This window comes from Polymorphospora rubra, from assembly GCF_018324255.1.
Lineage (GTDB): Bacteria > Actinomycetota > Actinomycetes > Mycobacteriales > Micromonosporaceae > Polymorphospora > Polymorphospora rubra.
Genome location: NZ_AP023359.1, coordinates 7,619,149 through 7,636,669, shown reverse-complemented (window position 1 = coordinate 7,636,669; position 17,521 = coordinate 7,619,149). Strand labels below are relative to the sequence as shown.

The window sequence follows — 17,521 nt, the reverse complement described above, 5'->3', positions numbered from 1 at the left end:
GGTGTGCGGCGGCCGGCTCAGGGGCGGGCGTGCCGGACTCAGGGGCGGGCGTGCCGGGCCCGGGGGCGGGCGTGCCGGGCCCGGTGGTGCGGCGCCGGTCCGGGTGCGGGGCGGGGGCCGGGTCAGGAGCCGGGGCGGACCAGGCCCGTCTCGTACGCCAGGACGACCGCCTGCACCCGGTCGCGCAGGCCCAGCTTGGTGAGCACGTGCCCGACGTGCGTCTTGATCGTCGTCTCGCTGACCGTCAGGGTCCGGGCGATCTCCGCATTGGACAGTCCGCGGGCCACGTGCACCAGGACCTCCCGTTCGCGTTCGGTCAGTACGTCCAGGCCGCGCGGCGGCGCCGCCGACGGGTCGGGCAGCGTGTCGGCGAACTGGTCGAGCAGGCGCTTGAGGATCCGGGGCGCCACGACCGCCTCGCCCGCGGCGACCGTACGGATCGCGCTGACCAGGTCGTCGGCGGGTACGTCCTTGGCCAGGAAGCCGCTCGCCCCGGCCCGCAGCGCGCCGACGACGTACTCGTCGAGGTCGAAGGTGGTCAGGATGAGCACCCGGACCGGCAGCCGGGCGTCGACGATGGCGCGGGTCGCGGCGACCCCGTCCATCCGCGGCATCCGGATATCCATCAGCACCACGTCGGGCAGCAGCCGGCGGGCGAGGTCGACCGCCTCGACACCGTCGCCGGCCTCGCCGACGATGTCGAGGTCGTCCTCGGCGCCGAGCACCATCCGGAAGCCGGTGCGCAGCAGCGGCTGGTCGTCGACGAGCAGGATCCGTACCGGCCGCTCGGCCGCCCCCGCCGTACCCGTTCCCTCGCTGCGCTCGGTCACGCGTCCACCTCGCTGCGCTCGGCGGTCGCGTGACTGCGACCGGGTCCGTTGGTTCCCTCGCTGCGCTCGGTCACGCTGCCCCCTCGCTGCGCTCGGTCACGCTGCCCCCTCGCTGGTCGGTGCGCCCAGATGCTCCATCGGGATCTTCGCGTACACCCGGAAACCGCCGCCGGGTCGGGGGCCGGTGCGCAGCGAGCCGCCGTACAGGGCGACCCGCTCGCGCATGCCGACCAGGCCGTGGCCGAGCCGGGCCGGGGTCAGGGCCGGCCCGCGGCCGGTGTCGAAGACCTCGACGACGAGCCAGTCGATGCCGAAGCTCAGCCGTACCTGGGCGGTGGCGGCACCGGCATGCTTCAGGGTGTTGGTCAGCGCCTCCTGCACGATCCGGAAGACCGTCAACGCGACCCCGGGATCGAGCTCCACCGGCGCCCCGTCGACCCGCAGCGCCACCGGCAGGCCGGCGTCGCGTACCTGCTCGAGCAGGGCCTCGATGCCGGCCAGACCCGGCTGTGGGCTGAGGTCGGCGACCGGTTCGTCGGTGCGCAGCACGTCGAGCAGGCGGCGCATCTCGCGCAGCGTCGTACGGCTGGTCTCCTCGATCGTGCCCAGCGCCTCGTCGGCGGTCTCCGGGCTGCGGCGCAGCACCCGCCGCGCCCCGGTGGCCAGCACGCCCATCACGCTCACGTGGTGGGCGACGACGTCGTGCAGTTCGCGGGCGATGCGCCGCCGCTCGTCGGTGACGGCCTGCTCGGCCAGCGACCGCTGGTTCTCCTCGGCGGCCCGGGCCCGGTCCTCCAGCGCCCGGTGGCGGGTCTGCCGGCCGTGCACGGTACGGCCCGCGAAGAACGCCACCAGCGCCACGAGGACGATGTTCAGCAGTGCGTAGGTCCGGTAAGGCACGGTGTCGACGGTGGGCGTGACGACCGCGTTCGCCACCAGCACCGGGCCCCACAGCACAACGGTGCCGGCGATCGCCGGCCGCAGCCGGAGCCGGGCCGCGCCCTGGTAGGTGAGCAGGACCAGCGCGAAGACCACGGTCAGCGCCTGGTAGCCGGTGACCAGCGGGACGAGCACGAGGACCGCGCACAGCGCGATGGCCGGCCAGAGCCCGACGGTGCGCAGCGCGATCGGCACCGCCGACAGCAGGCTCCAGCACACGGTCGCCGGCCATGGTTGCGTACGCAGCTCGGCCGGGCCGGTGGCGCGCAGCACCAGCTCCACCGTGACGGCCCCGGCGGCCAGCAGCAGGTCGAACGGCAGCCCCCGCCACGGCGACCGGTTGCTCCACCGGCGCGTCGACGGCGGGCCGGCGCTCGGTGCGGTGGCCACGGTCATGACCGCGACGCTATCGGCTGGCGGGGCCGTGCCGATCGTCACCGCTGCGGACCTGGGTCTCCTCCTCGCGGAGGATGCTCACTCGTCCGCGCCGGGCGGCAGGGCGGTGCCGGGGTCGCCGGGCCGGCCGCCGCCGGCGACCGGGTGTTCGGGAAACGGCGGGGGAGTGCCGCCGAAGCTGGGGCAGTGGGCCTGGTGGTTGCACCAGTCGCAGAGCCGGCTCGGCTTGGGCCGGAAGTCCTGGGCGGCGGTCGCCTGTTCGATGGCCCGCCACAGGGCCACCAGGGTCCGTTCGAACCGGGCCAGTTCGTCGGCGTCGGGCGTGTAGTCGCAGACCTCGGTGTCCTTGAGGTAGATCAGGCGCAGCACCCTCGGCACCACGCCGCGGGTGCGCCACAGCACCAGGGCGTAGAACTTGAGCTGGAACAGTGCCCGCGCCTCGAACGCCTCGCGCGGCGCCCCGCCGGTCTTGTAGTCGACCACCCGCAGGTCGCCGGTGGGTGACACGTCGAGCCGGTCGACGTAGCCGCGGATCAGCAACTGGTCGTCGACCACGGTCGAGATCAGCGTCTCCCGCTCCGCCGGCTCCAGCCGGCGCGGGTCCTCCATCCGGAAGTAGCCGTCGAGCAGTCCGTGGGCCGAGGCGAGGAAGGCCGCCGGCCCGTCGGCGTCGTCGGGGGCGAACAGCCCGGCGAGGTCCGGCTGCTCGGCGACCAGCCGCTGCCACTGCGGCGTGACCAGGTCGCCGGCCGCGGCCGGGGTGCGCTCGTCGGCGGGCAGGTCGAACAACCGCTCCAGTACGGCGTGGACCAGCGTGCCGCGGGCCTGGTCGGCGGTGGGCCGCTCGGGGAGCCGGTCGATGCTGCGGAACCGGAACAGCAGCGGGCAGGTCTTGAAGTCCGCCGCCCGCGACGGTGACAGCGACGGTTGCGCCGGCACCACCCCGGCCGCCGTCGCTGTTTCCGCCGTTGCTGTTGCCACCGTCTCCGCCGTCATGCACGAAAGGCTATTCGAGGGGTACGACGGTCGCCGGAGCCGTGTGCCGATCTCCCCGTAGCATCGACATGATGGAGGACACCTCACCGCGCAAGCGCCCCGCCGAACGCCGGTCCGGCCTCACGATCGGGCGGGTGTTCGGGGTGCCGGTCCACCTCAACGCCTCCATGCTGCTGCTCGCCGTCCTGGTGACGGTGCTGTACGGCTCGTTCGTCCGGGAGCGGCTCGATCTGTCACCGGCCGCCGGTTACGCGGTCGGGTTCGGGTTCGTCGTGCTGCTGCTGCTTTCGGTGCTGCTGCACGAACTCGGCCACGCCCTGACCGCCCGCCGCTACGGCATCGGCGTACGCGGCATCACCCTGGAACTGCTCGGCGGCTACACCGAGATGGAGCGCGACGCGCCCAGCCCACGCGTCGACCTGTACGTCTCGCTGGCCGGGCCGGCGGTCTCGTTCCTGCTCGGGTTCGCCGCCGTCGGAGTCACCGTCGCCCTGCCGAACGGCACCCTGCTCGACCAGCTCGCCTTCCAGGTGGCGGTCAGCAACCTGCTGGTCGCGGTCTTCAACAGCCTGCCCGGGCTGCCGCTCGACGGTGGCCGGGCGCTGCGCGCCGCGGTGTGGGCCGCCAGCCGGGACCGGCACCTGGGCACCGAGGTCGCCGGCTGGGTCGGCCGGTCGGTCGCGCTGGCCACCGCGGCGGTCGTCGTCTGGCTGACGGCCGTCGGCGTGCTGACCACGTTCGGGCTGCTGTTCATGCTGCTGGTCGCGTTCACCCTGTGGCAGGGTGCCGGCCAGTCGATCCGGGTCGCCCGGATCAGCCGCCGCTTCGCGCTGGTCGACCTGGGCCGGCTGGCCCGGCCGGTGTTCGCCGTACCGACGGGCATGCCGCTGGCCGAGGCGCAGCGCCGGGCCGGCGAGGACGGTGCGGCGAAGGACCGGCCGGCGGCGCTCGGCGTCACCGACTCGTCGGGGCGGCTGGTGGCGCTGGTCGACCCGGTCGCCGCCGAGGCGGTGCCCGCCGAGCGCCGGCCCTGGGTGTCGGTCGACACGGTCGCCCGTGGCCTCGACGGCGTACCCCGCATCTCCCGGGACCTCGACGGTGAACGGGTGGTCCACACCGTTCAGGCCCACCCGGCCGTGCAGTACCTCGTGACGGCAGGCGAAGATGTCGTCGGCGTACTGCACGTCGCCGATCTGGCGCGGCTCCTCGAACCGAAACGGAAGATTGTCACGTGACGCAGCACAACGCGGGCACCACCACCGAGCTTCGTGCCGTACCGGCCGCCGACGGCGGCGACGGCGCGCCGGTGCCCGCCCACCGCGGCCCGTTCCGTCCCGGCGACCGGGTGCAGCTCACCGACCCCAAGGGCCGCATGCACACGGTCGTGCTGGAGCCGGGCAAGGCGTTCCACACCCACCGCGGGGCGCTGGACCACGACGCGCTGATCGGCCAGCCGGACGGGAGCGTGGTGACCTCCACCGGTGGCACCACCTACCTGGCGCTGCGGCCGCTGCTGTCGGACTACGTGCTGTCGATGCCGCGTGGCGCGCAGGTGATCTACCCGAAGGACGCCGCCCAGATCGTCGCGATGGGCGACGTCTTCCCCGGTGCGCGGGTGCTGGAGGCCGGTGCCGGCTCCGGCGCGCTGACCTGCTCGCTGCTACGCGCGGTCGGCGCCACCGGTGAGGTGCACTCCTACGAGCTGCGGGACGACTTCGCCCAGATCGCCCGCCGTAACGTGGAGGCGTTCTTCGGCGGGCCGCATCCGGCCTGGCACCTGCACGTCGGTGACGTGGCCGGCTGCGAGCAGACCGGGTTCGACCGGATCATCCTGGACATGCTGACGCCGTGGGAGGCGCTCGACCTGGTCGAGCGGACCCTGGTCCCCGGCGGGGTGTTCATCGGCTACGTGGCGACCACGCCGCAGATGTCCGAGCTGGTCGAGGCGTTGCGGGAGCGGGGCGGGTTCACCGAGCCGCGGGCCTGGGAGTCGCTGGTCCGCGACTGGCACGTCGACGGGCTGGCCGTGCGTCCCGACCACCGGATGATCGCCCACACCGCGTTCCTGGTCTCGTCGCGCCGGCTCGCCCCCGGCGTGACCGCGCCGCCGCGCCGGCGCAAGCCCAGCAAGGGCGCGGAGGCGTACGCGTTGCGTCGTGCCGCGGCCCGGGCCGCCACGGCGACCGGGACCGACACCGGGGAGGGAGCCGCGACGTGAACCGCAGTGGACCGGATGAGTAGGCCGTCGCCCGGCGGCGGTGACCTGCCCGCGGTGTTCCCGGACTGGTCGCCGTACCAGGACCTGGACTCGGCGGCGCGGGCCTACCTGCGGGACCCCGACGTGGCGTTGGACGCGCTCGCCGGGGTGCTGCGTGGCGGCCGGGTCATGTGCTTCACCCTCGAGCGCTTCGTCAACGAGGTCAACGGGGTGTGGCAGGAGGTCGTGGTCTGTGACGGCAGCCGGCTGGTGCTGTGGCACGGCGAGGACGTGCCGCCCGGTGACGGCCCGTCCGGGGCGATGACGTCGTCGCTGCGGGTCGTGCCGCTGTCGACGGTCACCGAGGTCGGCTGCCGGCGGCGGGTGACCCGTACGCCGGGCGGGCAGATCCAGGTCGACAGCATCGACGTCTATCTGCTGCTGCGGTCGCTGGACGAGGCCGGTTCGAGTGACGAGCACCACATCGGCCCGCGCCACGACGCGTTGCGGTTCGGCAAGACCGTCGACGACGGCGGCCCGGGGCAGATCGCCCGGCTGGAGGAGTTCGCGCGGCAGGTCGCCTCGATGGTCGGGCGGCCGCTGCTCTGAGTCTGGGCGGCCGGCGTGGTGGGTCCGGCGGCCGGCGTGGTGCCGGCCGGCCCGGGTTCACTCCGCGTCGGGACCGGCGATCTCCACGTCGTCGGTGCGGCGCAGCACGTGGATGCAGTCGCCGGGGCACTCCCGGGCGGCGTCGATGACGTCCAGGCGCAGGTGGGTGGGCACGTCGACCCGGCTGCCGGGGGCCAGTTTGAGGTCGCCGTCGCCGTCCTTGACGTAGGCCAGCCCGTCGACGTCGAACTCGAAGACCTCCGGCGCGTACTGCACGCACAGGCCGTCGCCGGTGCACAGGTCCTGGTCCACCCAGACCCGTAGCTCGTCGGTCTCCGTGCCGGTCTGCGTCACCACGTACCTCCCGCGATCCTCGGTGCGCCGGGCCCGGCCGCGGGGTCGCCGCGGATCCCGTCGGGCGGGCACGCACGGGGCCGACGGTACCCGAACCGGTGGTCCGGTCCCCAACGGACCACCCCTGGCGATCAAGGTTCAGTGACGAGCGCGTTGCATGGGTTCGAATCGGCCGCAAACCGGTTAGGGTTATGGCAGAACGTTCGAGCCCCGGGGAGGTGGGACGTGGCACGCAGTGACGACGCGGACTCGCGCGCCGCACGGTGGGAGAAGGAGGCCAACGATCTCTCCACCCAGGTCGCGTTCCTCCAGGAGGAACTGGCCTTGGTGCGGCGGAAGTTGACCGAAAGCCCCCGACACGTCCGGCAGCTCGAGGAACGGCTCGCGGCAACGCAGGCGCAGCTGGCCCGGCTGACCGAGAACAACGAACGCCTCGTGACCACGCTCAAGGAAGCGCGGTCCCAGATCGTCACACTCAAGGAAGAGATCGACCGCCTGGCGCAGCCGCCGAGCGGTTACGGCGTCTTCCTGACCCGACACGACGACGGCACGGTCGACGTCTTCACCGGCGGCCGCAAGCTGCGGGTGGCGGTGTCGCCGTCGCTCGAGGTCGACGAGCTGCGCCGTGGCCAGGAGGTCCTGCTCAACGACGCGCTCAACGTCGTCGACGCGTTCGGCTTCGAGCGGGTCGGCGAGGTCGTGATGCTCAAGGAGATCCTGGACAATCCCAGCGGCGGACCGGGTGACCGGGCGCTGGTGATCTCCCACGCCGACGAGGAGCGGATCGTCCACCTCGCCGAGACGCTGATCGGCGCGGCGCTGCGCGCCGGTGACTCGCTGATGGTCGAACCCCGTTCGGCGTACGCCTACGAGCGCATCCCGAAGAGCGAGGTCGAGGAGCTGGTCCTCGAGGAGGTCCCCGACGTCGACTACACCGACATCGGTGGCCTGCAGGCCCAGATCGAGCAGATCCGCGACGCGGTGGAGCTGCCGTTCCTGCACGCCGACCTGTTCCGCGAGCACCAGCTGCGCCCGCCGAAGGGCATCCTGCTCTACGGCCCGCCCGGCTGCGGCAAGACGCTGATCGCCAAGGCGGTCGCCAACTCGCTGGCGAAGAAGATCGCCGAGCGGCGGGGCGAGGAGAAGCACACCAGCTTCTTCCTCAACATCAAGGGCCCCGAGCTGCTCAACAAGTACGTCGGCGAGACCGAGCGGCACATCCGGCTGATCTTCCAGCGGGCCCGGGAGAAGGCCGGCGAGGGCACCCCGGTCATCGTGTTCTTCGACGAGATGGACTCCGTCTTCCGCACCCGCGGTTCCGGTGTCTCCTCCGACGTCGAGAACACCATCGTTCCGCAGCTGCTCAGCGAGATCGACGGTGTCGAGGGCCTGGAGAACGTCATCGTCATCGGCGCCTCCAACCGGGAAGACATGATCGACCCGGCGATCCTGCGGCCCGGCCGGCTCGACGTGAAGATCAAGATCGAGCGTCCGGACGCCGAGGCGGCGAAGGACATCTTCTCGAAGTACATCCTCACCGGGCTGCCGCTGCACCCCGACGACCTGGCCGAGCACGGCCAGGATCCGCAGGCCACGGTCGGCGCGATGATCGAGTCGGTCGTCCTGCGGATGTACTCCGAGACCGAGGAGAACAAGTTCCTCGAGGTCACCTACGCCAACGGTGACAAGGAGGTCCTCTACTTCAAGGACTTCAACTCCGGCGCGATGATCCAGAACATCGTCGACCGGGGCAAGAAGATGGCGATCAAGGAGTTCCTCTCCTCGGGTCGCAAGGGGCTGCGCCTGCAGCACCTGCTCGACGCCTGCGTCGACGAGTTCCGCGAGAACGAGGACCTGCCCAACACGACCAACCCCGACGACTGGGCCCGGATCTCCGGCAAGAAGGGCGAGCGGATCGTCTACATCCGTACCCTGGTTTCCGGTGGCAAGGGCGCCGAGGCGGGCCGGTCGATCGAGACCGCCAGCAACACCGGCCAGTACCTGTAACGGAGCCACGACGAAGGGGCGGCGGGACGCCGCCCCTTCGTCGTATCCGGAAACGGGTCCCGCCGCGCCACGACGTGGCCGGCGCGGTGGCACCCGCTCCGACTACCCTCGGGGTATGGGTGTGGAGAGCGGGGAGGCGGCGTGAGCGAGCGTAGCGAGCGAACGGGCTGGCTCAGTGTTTCTCATGACGGGTCCGAGCGCGGCGAGGAGGCGGCATGAGCGAGCGTAGCGAGCGAGTCGGCTGGCCCAGTTCTCCCCACGACGGGTCCGAGCGCAGCGAGGAGGCGTCGTGAGCGTACGGCGGATCATGGGCAGCGAGGTCGAGTACGGAATCTCGGTGCCGGGCCAGCCCGGAGCCAATCCGATGGTCACCTCGTCACAGGTGGTCAACGCCTACGGCGCGCGCCCGGAGTTGAACCGGGGTGGCCGCGCGCGGTGGGACTACGAGGAGGAGTCGCCGCTGCGCGACGCCCGCGGGTTCACCTATTCCGGTTCGGCGTACGATCCGGCCGAGGCGCTCGCCGACGACGATCTCGGCCTGGCCAACGTCATCCTGACCAACGGTGCCCGGCTGTACGTCGACCACGCGCACCCGGAGTACTCGACTCCGGAGGTGACCAACCCGCTGGACCTGGTCCGCTGGGACAAGGCGGGGGAGCGGGTGATGGCCGAGGCGTCGCGCCGGGCCGCCACGATCCCGGGCACCCACCCGATCCACCTCTACAAGAACAACACCGACAACAAGGGCGCCAGCTACGGTGCCCACGAGAACTACCTGATGCGTCGGCAGACCCCGTTCGCCGACATCGTCGCCTACCTGACGCCGTTCTTCGTGACCCGGCAGGTCGTCTGCGGCGCCGGCCGGGTCGGCATCGGCCAGGACGGTTCGCAGCCGGGCTTCCAGATCTCCCAGCGGGCCGACTTCTTCGAGGTCGAGGTCGGCCTGGAGACGACGTTGAAGCGGCCGATCATCAACACCCGCGACGAGCCGCACTCCGACGCCGACAAATACCGCCGGCTGCACGTCATCATCGGCGACGCCAACCTGTCGGAGATCTCGAGCTACCTCAAGTTCGGCACGACCGCGCTGGTGCTGACCATGATCGAGGAAAAGGTGATGACGCCCGACTTCGGCATCGCCGACCCGGTCAGCGAACTGCGGGCGGTCAGCCACGATCCGGGGCTGACCCACCTGATGCGGCTGCGGGACGGGCGCCGGCTCACCGCCCTGGACCTGCAGTGGGCGTATTTCGAGCGGGCCAGCGCGTTCGTCGAGGACCGCTACGGTGCCGACGTCGACGAGGCGACCGCGGACGTACTGGCCCGCTGGGAGAGCGTGCTCGACCGGCTCGGCCGCGACGCGATGTTGTGTGCCGGCGAACTGGACTGGGTGGCCAAGCTGCGGCTGCTGGAGGGCTACCGGGAACGGGAGAAGCTCGCCTGGGCCTCACACAAGCTGCAGCTGGTCGATCTGCAGTACTCCGACGTACGGCCGGAGAAGGGCCTCTACCACCGGTTGGTGGCCCGCGGCTCGATGGCCACGCTGCTGTCCGACGAGCTGACCCGCTCGGCGATGGTGCAGCCGCCGGAGGACACCCGGGCCTACTTCCGGGGCCGCTGCCTGGCCCAGTACGCCTCCGAGGTCGTCGCCGCGAGCTGGGACTCGGTGATCTTCGACGTCGGCCGGGAGTCGCTGGTGCGGGTGCCGATGATGGAGCCGGAGCGGGGCACGAAGAAGCACGTCGGCGCGCTGTTCGACCGGTGTGCCAGCGCCAAGGACCTGCTGGAGGTCATCACCAACTGACGGGTGCCGCCGGCCGCTCGCTTCGCGTAACGCGAAACGTGTCGCGCGGCAGGCGGATTCGCCGCCCGGGCGGGGTAGATTTTCCCCAGGCGATGTTGAGGGAGGCACGCAGATGGCTACTCGTGACACCGGCGGTCAGTCGCAGTCCGGAAAGGCCCGTCGTGACGAAGAGGTCGACGAGGTAACGGCCGAGGCGAATCCCGAGGTCGCCGAACGGCACGCCGAGATCACCGAGGACGTCGACGACCTGCTCGACGAGATCGACTCGGTGCTCGAGGAGAACGCCGAGGAGTTCGTCCGCGGCTACGTCCAGAAGGGCGGCCAGTAGCCGTCCGGTCCAGTTAGGACTGAGTCGTCCCGGTGGGCGGCGGTGGTACGCCGGCCGCCGTCCACCGGCACGGCCGCAGCCGGCGTCGACATGTCCGACGTGATGATCGCGTCGGCCGGACCGGCGAGATACCCTGCTTCAACTGCACCGGCGGCCCTGGGCGTCCCGTCGACGACCGGACGGCCGTGGCCAAGGCGAACCAACCTGAGAGGAACCACGTGGCAGCGGGTTTTGATCCATCCGGGCGGCTTCCCAGTGCGTTCACCAACGTGGGGACGTCCTCGTTCACACAGTTCCTGAGCCTGGCCGCCCCCGAGCTGCTGCCCGGCCGCCGGCCGTTGCCGCCGGGCCCGGCCGCCGACCTGGCCCCGCACGCGACGACGATCGTCGCCATCACCTGCGCCACCGGCGTGGTCATGGCCGGCGACCGGCGGGCCACGATGGGCAACCTGATCGCCCAGCGCGACATCGAGAAGGTGCACCCGGCCGACCCGTACTCGCTGGTCGGCATCGCCGGGACCGCCGGCATCGGCATCGAGCTGATGCGGCTGTTCCAGGTCGAGCTGGAGCACTACGAGAAGATCGAGGGCGCGATGCTGTCCCTCGACGGCAAGGCCAACCGGCTCGCCGCGATGATCCGCGGCAACCTCGGCGCCGCGATGCAGGGCCTCGCCGTCATCCCACTCTTCGCCGGATACGACCTCTCCGCCACCGACCCGGCCAAGGCCGGCCGCATCTTCAGCTTCGACGTCACCGGCGGCCCCTACGAGGAGACCGGCTACGACGCGATCGGCTCCGGCTCGCTGTTCGCCCGCTCCGCGCTGAAGAAGCGGTTCCGGGCCGGGCTGTCCGCCGACGAGGCCGTACGACTCGCCGTCGAAGCGCTCTACGACGCCGCCGACGACGACACCGCCACCGGCGGCCCCGACCTCACCCGCCGGATCTACCCGGTGGTGATGACCGCGACCGCCGAGGGCACCCACCGGCTCACCGACGCCGAGACGGCCACGGTCGCCGAGGCCGTCGTCGCCGGCCGGATGGAGAACCCGGGCGGCTGACCCCGCCGAGCCGATCCCGCCCCGCCGCATCAACCCGTCGTCACCAGGTCGAAGGAGAGCCGCTTCGTGGCCATGCAGTTCTACGCCTCGCCCGAGCAGATCATGCGGGACCGCTCCGAGCTGGCCCGCAAGGGCATCGCCCGCGGGCGCAGCGCGGTGGTCCTCAGCTACGAGGGCGGGGTGCTCTTCGTCGCGGAAAACCTGTCCAGTGCCCTGCACAAGGTCAGCGAGATCTACGACCGGATCGGCTTCGCCGCCGTCGGCCGCTACAACGAGTTCGAGAACCTGCGCCGCGCCGGCGTACGGATGGCCGACTTCAACGGCTTCAGCTACGACCGTCGCGACGTCACCGGCCGCGCTCTCGCCAACGCCTACGCGCAGACCCTCGGCGCGATCTTCACCGAGCAGTCCAAGCCGTTCGAGGTCGAGATCTGCGTCGCCGAGGTGGGCAACACCCCGGACGACGACGAGATCTACCGGCTGACCTACGACGGGTCCGTCAACGACGAGCCCGGCCTGATGGCGATGGGTGGCCAGTCCGAGGCGATCGCCACCGCGCTGCGCAGCGACTGGCGGGCCGACCTGTCGCTCGCCGACGCCGCCAAGCTCGCCGTCAAGGCGCTCAGCAGCGTCGGCGGCGAGGGCGGGGCGGCCCGGACGATCGCCGCCAACCAGCTCGAGGTCGCCATCCTCGACCGGCGCCGCGTCGGCCGTACCTTCCGGCGGATCACCGGGGCGGCGCTGACCGCGCTGCTCGACGGCACCGGCGGCGCCAAGTCCGCCGAACCGGCCGCCGAGGACGGGCCGAGGACGCCCGCCGTCGGCCCGGACAAGCCGACGGTGTCGGCCGCGTCGGCGGACCTCGAGGGCAAGCCGGAGCAGGAGCCCGACGCCGACAAGTGAGCCCGGGTTGCGGTGTCCGGCCCTGCCGGGCACCGCGGCCCCCGGCCGTGCGGTGATCGTCTGCTGTTCAGACGGCGCCGACCCGGCGTGTCGACCGCCTCAGCAGCAGACGATCACCCGCCCGGCCCTCGAGGGGACGCGGGTCGGCGGGGTACGGGGACGGCTCAGTGCGGTGCCGGCCAGTCGCCGGACAACGCCTCGGTCAACTGCTCGTGCCAGTCCGCCATCGGCGGCAGCCCCGCCAACCGCCACCGGTCGTGCCGGAGCACACTGAACGCCGGCCGCGCCGCCGGGCGGACGAACCGCTCGCTGGTCGTCGGCCGGATCCGGTCCGGGTCCAGCCCACGCAGCCCGAACACCGCCCGGGCCAGGCCGTACCAGGTCGTTCGGCCGGACGCGGTGCCGTGGTAGATCCCGGCCGGCGCGCGTCCCGCGAGGGCCGCGTCGCCGAGCGCGACCAGTCGGCCGGCCAGCGCGTACGACCACGTCGGCTGGCCGTGCTGGTCGTCGACCACCTCGAGGGTGTCCCGCTCGGCCGCCAACCGCAGCATGGTGGTGACGAAGTTCCTGCCGTGCTCCCCGTACAGCCACGCGGTCCGCACCACGTAGCCGTCGCCGGGCAGCAGCCGGGCCACCGCCTGCTCGCCGGCCAGCTTGCCGCGCCCGTACGCGTTCACCGGCGCCGTCGGATGGTCCTCCGGGTACGGCTCGCGGCCGTCGCCGGCGAACACGTAGTCGGTGGAGACGTGCAGCAGTCGGGCACCGGTCGCGGCGCATGCCGTCGCCAGGTTGGCGACGGCGGTCCCGTTGACCTCCGCAGCCTCGGCCTCGCAGGCTTCCGCGCGGTCCACGTCGGTCCAACCGGCGGCGTTGACGACCAGGTCGTGGCCGGCGACCGCGGCCTTGACCGCGGCGGCGTCGGTGACATCCAGATCGGCCCGGGTGGTCACGGTGACCCGCGCCCCGGCCTGCCCGCCGAGAACCGCCAGCAGGTCGCTCCCGAGCATCCCGCCCGCACCCGTCACCAACCACCGGGTCACGGCGTCACCTCGCTCCGCTCGGCGCCGCCGTGAACACCACTGGGCCTGTTGGTTCGCTCGCTGCGCTCGCTCACGGTCACCTCGCTCCGCTCGGCGCCGCCGTGAGCACCACTGGGCCTGTTGGTTCGCTCGCTGCGCTCGCTCACGAGTTCGGGAGTCTACGGGACCCCGGTGACGGAGCCGTGGTCCGAACAGGCCGGGCGTCCGTCGGGCTGCCGACAGCGCACGGCCGCCGGTGGCCCGCGACCGGTACGCTCCGGCCGTGCGTGGAATCCTCCTGGCCGGCGGTACCGGCTCCCGGCTGTGGCCGATCACCCGGGCCGTGTCCAAGCAGCTCATGCCGGTCTTCGACAAGCCGATGATCTACTACCCGCTGTCCACCCTGGTGGCGGCGGGGATCTCCGAGATCCTGGTCATCACCACCCCGGACGACCAGTCGCAGTTCCAGCGGCTGCTCGGCGACGGCAGCCAGTGGGGACTGCGGCTGGAATACGTGGCCCAGCCCCGGCCGGAGGGCATCGCACAGGCGTTCGTGCTCGGCGCCGACTTCATCGGCGACCGGTCGGTGGCGCTGATCCTGGGCGACAACATCTTCCACGGCGTCGGGCTCGGCCGGCAGCTCGCCGAGAACGGCGGGCTCGTCGGCGGGCGGGTCTTCGCCTACCAGGTGGCCAACCCCGAGGCGTACGGCGTGGTCGACTTCGACGCCGACGGCCGGGTGCTGTCGATCGAGGAGAAGCCGGAGAAGCCGAAGTCCCGGTACGCCGTACCCGGCCTGTACTTCTACGACAACCGGGTGGTCGAGATCGCCCGCGGCCTGACCCCGAGCGCCCGCGGCGAACTGGAGATCACCACGGTCAACGAGACCTACCGCGAGGCCGGTGAGCTCTCCGTGACGGTCCTGGACCGGGGGACCGCCTGGCTCGACACCGGCACCTTCAGCTCGCTGGTGCAGGCGGCCGAGTTCGTACGGGTCATCGAGGAACGTCAGGGGCTGAAGATCGGGTGTGTCGAGGAGGCCGCCTGGCGGGCCGGGCTCATCGACGATGATCAGTTGCGGGCGCTCGCCGCGCCGTTGACCAAGAGTGGATACGGCGACTACCTGCTGGAACTGCTCGACTGATCGGCGGGGCCGGGTCGTACCCGGAATTTTTGCCGGCGGGTCGGTGCGGCGTGGCGGTCGTGACGGTGACCACCGGCGGCTCCGGCCGGCTAATGTCTGTTCATGGAACGGCGAATCTTCGGCATCGAGACCGAGTACGGCGTCACCTGTACCTACCGCGGCCAACGGCGACTTTCCCCCGACGAGGTGGCCCGCTACCTCTTCCGCCGGGTGGTCTCCTGGGGCCGGTCGAGCAACGTCTTCCTCCGCAACGGCGCCCGCCTCTACCTCGACGTCGGCTCCCACCCCGAATACGCCACCCCGGAATGCGACTCGATCGTCGACCTGGTCGCCCACGACCGGGCCGGTGAACGGATTCTCGAGGGACTGCTCGTCGACGCCGAGAAGCGGCTGCACGACGAGGGCATCGCCGGCGAGATCTACCTGTTCAAGAACAACACCGACTCGGCCGGCAACTCCTACGGCTGCCACGAGAACTACCTGGTGTCGCGGCACGGCGAGTTCGGCCGGCTCGCCGACGTACTGATCCCGTTCCTGGTCACCCGTCAGCTCATCTGCGGAGCCGGCAAGGTGCTCCAGACCCCGCGCGGCGCCGTCTACTGCCTGTCCCAGCGGGCCGAGCACATCTGGGAGGGCGTCTCGTCGGCGACCACCCGCTCCCGCCCGATCATCAACACCCGCGACGAGCCGCACGCGGACGCCGAACGCTACCGGCGGCTGCACGTGATCGTCGGCGACTCGAACATGAACGAGGTCACCACGCTGCTGAAGTTCGGCAGCGCCGACATCGTGCTCAAGATGATCGAGGCCGGCGTCGTCATGCGGGACATGTCGCTGGAGAACCCGATCCGGGCGATCCGCGAGGTGTCGCACGACATCACCGGGCGCCGCAAGGTCCGGCTGGCCTCCAACAAGGAGATCAGCGCCCTGGAGATCCAGCAGGAATACCTGGCCAAGGCGACCGAGTTCGTCGAGCGGCGCGGCGGCGACGAGACCGCCAAGCGGGTCGTCGAACTGTGGGGCCGGGTGCTGCGGGCGGTCGAGACCGGCGACCTGGACCCGGTCGCCCGGGAGATCGACTGGGTCACCAAGCTGAAGCTGCTGGAGCGCTACCAGAGCAAGCACGATCTGCCGCTGTCCCATCCGCGGATCGCCCAGATGGACCTGGCCTACCACGACATCCGGCGCGGGCGGGGGCTGCACGGCCTGCTCGAACGCCGTGGCCAGGTCGACCGGGTGGTCAGCGACCTGGACGTCTTCCAGGCCAAGGAGACGCCGCCGCAGACCACCCGGGCCCGGCTGCGGGGCGAGTTCATCCGGCACGCGCAGGAGAAGCGCCGCGACTTCACCGTCGACTGGGTGCACCTGAAGCTCAACGACCAGGCCCAGCGCACCGTGCTGTGCAAGGACCCGTTCCGGGCCTACGACGAACGGGTGGAACGGCTGATCGCCAGCATGTGACGCCACCCGGCACCGGCCGTCCGGCCCCTGGTCGGGCGGCCGGCCGCGGCGGCGCGGGGCCGCACGGTAGGCTTTCCTGCCTATGGCCGAGCCGAACGACGAACGCCTTGAGGACAGCCCGGAGAAGGTCCGTCAGGGCTGGGTGAACCGGCGGCGGGAGAAGATCGCCGCGGAGATCGCGCGCAACCGGCGGGGCGACTACAAGGTGCCGACCTGGGTGCTCGCCACCATCCTGCTGGCGATCATCGCCGCCTGGGCGCTCCTGGTCATCCTGAGCTGACCGGCCCGTCCCGGGACCCGGCCGACCTCAGCCCAGCAGCGTCGCCGCGTGCCGGCCGGCCGCCGCCGCCGCGAGGAAGTAGCCGTGGTCGGCGTCCAGCCCGCGTCCCATCGTCGACAGGCCCACCGGTGCGGCCCGCAGTGCCGCGTCCAGCCCGGCCGGATCGACCCGAACCACCCGGTGCCGGGCCAACAGGGGTTGCAGGGCCGCGTCGACCTCGGCGGCCAGGTCGGCGTCGAGCCCGTCCGGCACCACCAGGTCCGCCGGCGCCAGCGCGACCCGGCCGTACGCCGTCACGCTGTGGTGCGACAGGCCGCGGTGCCGGGGGCGCGGGTCGGCGGCCGAGATCCGCAGCGACCCGACCGGTCGCCCGCCGAGCGCCGCGACGGCGTTGACCGCCTCGCCGACGGCCACGCCGGAGAAGCCCCAGCGGGTGCCGGTGCCGAGGTTGCCCGGCCCCTGGGCGACGACCGCGACGTCGGCGCGCAGCGCGTGCCGGGCGGCGAGCAGGCCACTGTGCACGTTGGTGGCCTCCAGGTCGCCGCCGAACGCCTGCCCGACGGTGACCGTGCCGGCCAGCGTGCCGCGCAGCCCGTCCAGGGTCCGGGAGAACCAGGCCGGCAGCGCGCCGCCGTCGGTCATCACGTACGCCACCCGGGCGTCGGGCCGGTCGGCGTGGACGCCGGCGACCACCGCCGGCAGCGCCGAGTGCAGGTCGGCGGTGACGACCGGCATCCCGGCCACGTCGTGCGCGTCGGCGAGGACCGCCCGGTGCGGGGACGCGTCCTCGTCGGCGCCGAGCACGATCGGCTGCAACGGGGTGTAGCGGGCCTTGACCAGGTGGCCGGCGTCGCGGGTGGTGCCGTCCTGCGGCGGGTCGGCGGGCAGCCGGTCCGGCAGCGCGACGACCAGCGCGTATCCGCCGGTGCCGAGCCCCATCACCAGCGCGCCGACGTTGAGCAGCACCCGGTCGCCGGGCTCCGGGTCACCGACCAGTTCGGGATAGGCGAGAGCCCGCAGGGTCGCCCCGTCGGGCAGGGCCACGTCGACCTCGGCCGCCCCGTGCCACCGCCGACGTACGGCCACGACCGTTCCCGACCGCCATCGCACCATGGGGTACCACGCTATCCGGACGACGCGGCGGGACGCCCCGGCGGGGTGTACGCACAGGCGTACGGACACTGCTAGCGTCTGGG

At 72.1% G+C, this 17,521-nt stretch carries 17 protein-coding genes; 11 read left to right on the top strand and 6 right to left on the bottom strand.

Going from position 1 to position 17,521, the window contains the following annotated elements:
* Positions 1-122 precede the first annotated feature (122 nt).
* The 3 genes from Prubr_RS33500 to Prubr_RS33490 all read right to left on the bottom strand — a co-directional run bounded on the left by Prubr_RS33500 (position 123) and on the right by Prubr_RS33490 (position 3,161).
* A complete protein-coding gene (locus tag Prubr_RS33500) occupies positions 123-830 on the bottom strand; it encodes a response regulator (RefSeq protein WP_281425862.1) in 708 nt (235 codons plus the stop codon).
* A 96-nt stretch (positions 831-926) separates the two neighbouring features.
* Entirely contained in the window at positions 927-2,165 is a 1,239-nt protein-coding gene (locus tag Prubr_RS33495; RefSeq protein ID WP_212819348.1) for a sensor histidine kinase, read from the bottom strand.
* 78 nt (positions 2,166-2,243) lie between these two features.
* On the bottom strand, positions 2,244-3,161 hold the full coding sequence (locus tag Prubr_RS33490; RefSeq protein ID WP_212819346.1) for a RecB family exonuclease: 918 nt from the start codon (positions 3,159-3,161) through the stop codon (positions 2,244-2,246).
* Between the two features lie 134 nt (positions 3,162-3,295).
* Between Prubr_RS33490 and Prubr_RS33485 the strand changes: the two genes are divergently transcribed.
* The 3 genes from Prubr_RS33485 to Prubr_RS33475 all read left to right on the top strand — a co-directional run bounded on the left by Prubr_RS33485 (position 3,296) and on the right by Prubr_RS33475 (position 5,967).
* Positions 3,296-4,396, top strand: coding sequence for a site-2 protease family protein (locus Prubr_RS33485; RefSeq protein WP_246569105.1), 1,101 nt, complete (start codon positions 3,296-3,298; stop codon positions 4,394-4,396).
* Between the two features lie 71 nt (positions 4,397-4,467).
* Entirely contained in the window at positions 4,468-5,379 is a 912-nt protein-coding gene (locus Prubr_RS33480) for a tRNA (adenine-N1)-methyltransferase (RefSeq protein ID WP_212828836.1), read from the top strand.
* Between the two features lie 15 nt (positions 5,380-5,394).
* Positions 5,395-5,967, top strand: coding sequence for a hypothetical protein (locus tag Prubr_RS33475; protein ID WP_212819342.1), 573 nt, complete (start codon positions 5,395-5,397; stop codon positions 5,965-5,967).
* A 57-nt stretch (positions 5,968-6,024) separates the two neighbouring features.
* Here Prubr_RS33475 and Prubr_RS33470 read toward each other — a convergent pair whose 3' ends face one another.
* The gene (locus Prubr_RS33470; protein WP_212819340.1) at positions 6,025-6,321 is read right to left on the bottom strand and encodes a ferredoxin; all 297 of its coding nucleotides are present in this window, start codon (positions 6,319-6,321) and stop codon (positions 6,025-6,027) included.
* Positions 6,322-6,546: 225 nt separating this feature from the next.
* Here Prubr_RS33470 and arc point away from each other — a divergent pair, with 225 nt between their 5' ends.
* From arc to prcA, 5 genes are all read left to right on the top strand, one after another.
* Positions 6,547-8,328, top strand: coding sequence for a proteasome ATPase (gene arc, locus Prubr_RS33465; protein ID WP_212819338.1), 1,782 nt, complete (start codon positions 6,547-6,549; stop codon positions 8,326-8,328).
* Between the two features lie 289 nt (positions 8,329-8,617).
* On the top strand, positions 8,618-10,132 hold the full coding sequence (dop, locus tag Prubr_RS33460) for a depupylase/deamidase Dop (RefSeq protein ID WP_343221550.1): 1,515 nt from the start codon (positions 8,618-8,620) through the stop codon (positions 10,130-10,132).
* Positions 10,133-10,244: 112 nt separating this feature from the next.
* Positions 10,245-10,460 carry a ubiquitin-like protein Pup gene (locus Prubr_RS33455; protein WP_212819336.1) on the top strand — a complete coding sequence of 72 codons (216 nt, stop codon included), beginning with the start codon at positions 10,245-10,247 and terminating at the stop codon, positions 10,458-10,460.
* A 218-nt stretch (positions 10,461-10,678) separates the two neighbouring features.
* Positions 10,679-11,518 (top strand): proteasome subunit beta, encoded by an 840-nt coding sequence (gene prcB / locus Prubr_RS33450; RefSeq protein WP_212819334.1) that lies wholly within the window; start codon positions 10,679-10,681, stop codon positions 11,516-11,518.
* Positions 11,519-11,584: 66 nt separating this feature from the next.
* A complete protein-coding gene (gene prcA / locus Prubr_RS33445; RefSeq protein ID WP_212819331.1) occupies positions 11,585-12,421 on the top strand; it encodes a proteasome subunit alpha in 837 nt (278 codons plus the stop codon).
* 164 nt (positions 12,422-12,585) lie between these two features.
* Here prcA and rfbD read toward each other — a convergent pair whose 3' ends face one another.
* The gene (rfbD, locus tag Prubr_RS33440) at positions 12,586-13,461 is read right to left on the bottom strand and encodes a dTDP-4-dehydrorhamnose reductase (RefSeq protein ID WP_246568002.1); all 876 of its coding nucleotides are present in this window, start codon (positions 13,459-13,461) and stop codon (positions 12,586-12,588) included.
* Positions 13,462-13,723: 262 nt separating this feature from the next.
* Here rfbD and rfbA point away from each other — a divergent pair, with 262 nt between their 5' ends.
* From rfbA to Prubr_RS33425, 3 genes are all read left to right on the top strand, one after another.
* Complete coding sequence (rfbA, locus tag Prubr_RS33435; RefSeq protein WP_212819327.1) at positions 13,724-14,584, top strand: glucose-1-phosphate thymidylyltransferase RfbA; 861 nt, start codon at positions 13,724-13,726, stop codon at positions 14,582-14,584.
* Between the two features lie 102 nt (positions 14,585-14,686).
* Positions 14,687-16,045, top strand: a complete 1,359-nt coding sequence (gene pafA / locus Prubr_RS33430) for a Pup--protein ligase (RefSeq protein WP_212819325.1) — start codon at positions 14,687-14,689, stop codon at positions 16,043-16,045.
* An 82-nt stretch (positions 16,046-16,127) separates the two neighbouring features.
* On the top strand, positions 16,128-16,325 hold the full coding sequence (locus tag Prubr_RS33425) for a hypothetical protein (RefSeq protein WP_212819323.1): 198 nt from the start codon (positions 16,128-16,130) through the stop codon (positions 16,323-16,325).
* A 27-nt stretch (positions 16,326-16,352) separates the two neighbouring features.
* Here the strand turns inward: Prubr_RS33425 and Prubr_RS33420 are convergent, their stop codons facing one another.
* The gene (locus Prubr_RS33420) at positions 16,353-17,438 is read right to left on the bottom strand and encodes a DUF3866 family protein (protein ID WP_212819321.1); all 1,086 of its coding nucleotides are present in this window, start codon (positions 17,436-17,438) and stop codon (positions 16,353-16,355) included.
* Positions 17,439-17,521 lie beyond the last annotated feature (83 nt).

Bases quoted from the DNA above. Each gene is read 5' to 3' on its own strand.
- Prubr_RS33495 (WP_212819348.1), bottom strand. From the start codon at position 2,165: ATGACCGTGGCCACCGCACCGAGCGCCGGCCCGCCGTCGACGCGCCGG.
- Prubr_RS33490 (WP_212819346.1), bottom strand. From the start codon at position 3,161: ATGACGGCGGAGACGGTGGCAACAGCAACGGCGGAAACAGCGACGGCG.
- Prubr_RS33475 (WP_212819342.1), top strand. From the start codon at position 5,395: ATGAGTAGGCCGTCGCCCGGCGGCGGTGACCTGCCCGCGGTGTTCCCG.
- Prubr_RS33455 (WP_212819336.1), top strand. From the start codon at position 10,245: ATGGCTACTCGTGACACCGGCGGTCAGTCGCAGTCCGGAAAGGCCCGT.
- pafA (WP_212819325.1), top strand. From the start codon at position 14,687: ATGGAACGGCGAATCTTCGGCATCGAGACCGAGTACGGCGTCACCTGT.
- Prubr_RS33425 (WP_212819323.1), top strand. From the start codon at position 16,128: ATGGCCGAGCCGAACGACGAACGCCTTGAGGACAGCCCGGAGAAGGTC.
- Prubr_RS33420 (WP_212819321.1), bottom strand. From the start codon at position 17,438: ATGGTGCGATGGCGGTCGGGAACGGTCGTGGCCGTACGTCGGCGGTGG.